This is a genomic window from Kitasatospora sp. NPDC057518, assembly GCF_042802075.1.
Classification (GTDB): Bacteria; Actinomycetota; Actinomycetes; order Streptomycetales; family Streptomycetaceae; genus Kitasatospora.
This window is the reverse complement of sequence record NZ_JBHVEU010000723.1, coordinates 1-2,343: the sequence shown is the minus strand read 5'-3', so window position 1 is coordinate 2,343 and position 2,343 is coordinate 1. Positions and strand designations below refer to the sequence as shown.

The following is a 2,343-nucleotide window of genomic DNA, read 5'->3' as shown; positions in this document are numbered from 1 at the left end:
CGTCCCGGGCCCTGTCGTGTTCCGGGGCGCCCTGTGGCGACGTACGCCGGTCCCCAGGTGTCACGGGCGGTCGTCCTACGAGGCGTCCGGACCGCCCGGACCGCCCGGACCGAGGGGGTGGTCGAGGGCGTGCCGCAGTACGGCCGGGGCGGTCACCAGCGACGGTCCGTACCAGGTCAGGTGCCGTCCGCTGACCAGTGCCGCCGGTGTGCCCGGGAACGCCTCCGGGCCGTCCTCGGCGGTGAAGCGGTACGGCTCGTCCGGCAGGACCACCAACTCCGGCTGGCAGGCGAGCAGTTCGGGCAGTGGAACGGCCGGGTAGCGCTCGGGGTGGTCGGCGTGGACGAGCCGCAGGCCCAGGCGGCGCAGCAGGTCCCCGGCGAAGGTGTCGCGGCCGAGGACCATCCACGGGCGGCGCCAGATCGGGACGACGGTCCGGGGGCCGTCGGCCTCCGGGGGCGCGCCGCCGCTCCCGACGGAGGCCCAGGCGGCCTCCGCCTCGTCCAGCCAGGCGGGCCGGGGCAGCCCGCAGGCGGTGGTCAGCAGCCGGTGCAGGGAGCGGAAGGCGTCGTCCAGGGTGCGGATGTCGGTGACCCAGACCGGGACGCCGGCCGCCCGCAGCGCGTCCAGGTCGGGGCGCCGGTTCTCCTCGTCGTTGGCGAGGACGAGGTCGGGCGCGAGCGCGAGGATGCGCGGGACGTCCGGGTTCTTGGTGCCGCCGATCCGGGTGACGGACAGGTCGGCGGGGTGGCTGCACCAGTCGGTGGCGCCGACCAGCAGGCCGGGCGCGGTGGCGGCGACCGCCTCGGTCAGTGACGGCACCAGCGAGACCACCCGGCGGGGCGGGCGCGGTCCGAGCCGGACGGGGAGGTCGAGGTCGTCGCGCGGGGCGGTGGGGTCGGCCATCCGGTCAGCCTACGTCCGGCCCCGGCGACGGGGCGTGCGGACGGCGACCGGCCGCGCGCGGCACCGGAGGCCCGCTGCCGGGAACCCGCTGCCGGCCGCGCATCGCCGGAGACCAACCGCCGGGAACCCATCGCCCGGGCCGTCCGACTACCTGGTCCGGGTCCGCAGCACGGGCCCTCAGTACGACCACCCGGTGCCAGGGCCGAGCCCGGTCACCCGGGACCGTCACCGAGCACCATCACCGACCAGGAGAGTTGTCATGCGCCCTCGTGTCGTCTGCGGAATCGCGGCCGCCGTCGCCCTGTTCGCCACGGCCTGCGGAAGCGGGACCGGGGGCGGGTCGAGCGCCTCCGTCACCGTCCGGCCCGACGCCGGCGGTGGCTTCCCCGTCACGGTCGCCGACTGCGCGGGCAAGGAGACCACCATCGCCAAGGCGCCCGGCAGGATCGTCACCAGCAACGCCTCCAGCCTGGAGCTGCTGCTCCGACTCGGCGCGGGGGAGCGGGTGATCGGCACCGGCTTCCCGCCCGGCAAGGGCACCCTGCCCGCCGCGCTCGCCGAGCAGGGCGCCAAGGTGCCGGTGCTCGGGGACAAGAGCATCCCCAAGGAGAAGCTCCTCGGCTCCGGCGCCGACCTCTACGTGGACACCTTCGGCGCGATGCCGATGATGGGCGGCGGCGCCACCGGGCCGAGCGAGGAGGAGTACGCGGCGGCCGGCATCCAGCACGTGTACCTGCTCTCCACCGCCTGCGCCGGGACGCCGAAGGCCGCCAAGGCGCCGCGCACCGACCTGGCCGGGATCGAGGAGGACGTCCGCCGGCTCGGCGCCGTCACCGGCACGGCCGCGCGGGCGGAGGAGCTGGTCGCGGGGATGGAGAAGCAGCTCGGCGAGGTCCGCACCGCGCTCGCCGCCGTGCCGGAGGGGCAGCGGCCGAGCTACTTCGTCTTCGACTTCGACGCCGGCACCAAGCAGCCGGTGGCGGTCTGCGGCCGGCAGGTCGCCAACGCCGTGATCACCCAGGCCGGGGCGCGCAACGTGTTCGCCGACTGCGACGCCGACTTCAAGCCCGGCTCCTGGGAGGACGTGGTCGCCAAGAACCCGGACTGGATCCAGCTGGCCGTGCGCAACCGGGGCAGCGAGGAGGCCACCCGCAAGGCCTTCGACGAGGCCGAGGCCTTCCTGAAGGGCTTTCCCGCGACCCAGGGCCTGAAGGCCGTCCAGGAGGGGCACTTCGTCCGGCTCGGCTCCGAGGTGACGACCATCGCGGGGGTGCGCAACGCCGACGCCGTCCGGCAGATCGCCGCGACCGTCCACCCTGACCTCGTCAAGGCCCCCGACCTCGCCAAGAACGGGCAGTAGCCGGTGACGTCGGCCACCGCTCGGAAGGAGCGCGGCGAAGTCCGCCCGGCCCGCATCCTGCGGGCCGGGCCGCTGGC

General features: G+C 75.7%; 2 protein-coding genes. One reads left to right on the top strand and one right to left on the bottom strand.

Annotated elements, in window-relative coordinates:
• Positions 1-75: 75 nt before the first annotated feature.
• A complete protein-coding gene (locus ACFU7Z_RS38795; RefSeq protein WP_380782860.1) occupies positions 76-906 on the bottom strand; it encodes a helical backbone metal receptor in 831 nt (276 codons plus the stop codon).
• Between the two features lie 259 nt (positions 907-1,165).
• On the opposite strand from ACFU7Z_RS38795, the gene ACFU7Z_RS38790 reads away from it, so the two are divergent.
• The gene (locus tag ACFU7Z_RS38790) at positions 1,166-2,266 is read left to right on the top strand and encodes an ABC transporter substrate-binding protein (RefSeq protein ID WP_079272427.1); all 1,101 of its coding nucleotides are present in this window, start codon (positions 1,166-1,168) and stop codon (positions 2,264-2,266) included.
• The last annotated feature ends 77 nt before the right edge of the window (positions 2,267-2,343 follow it).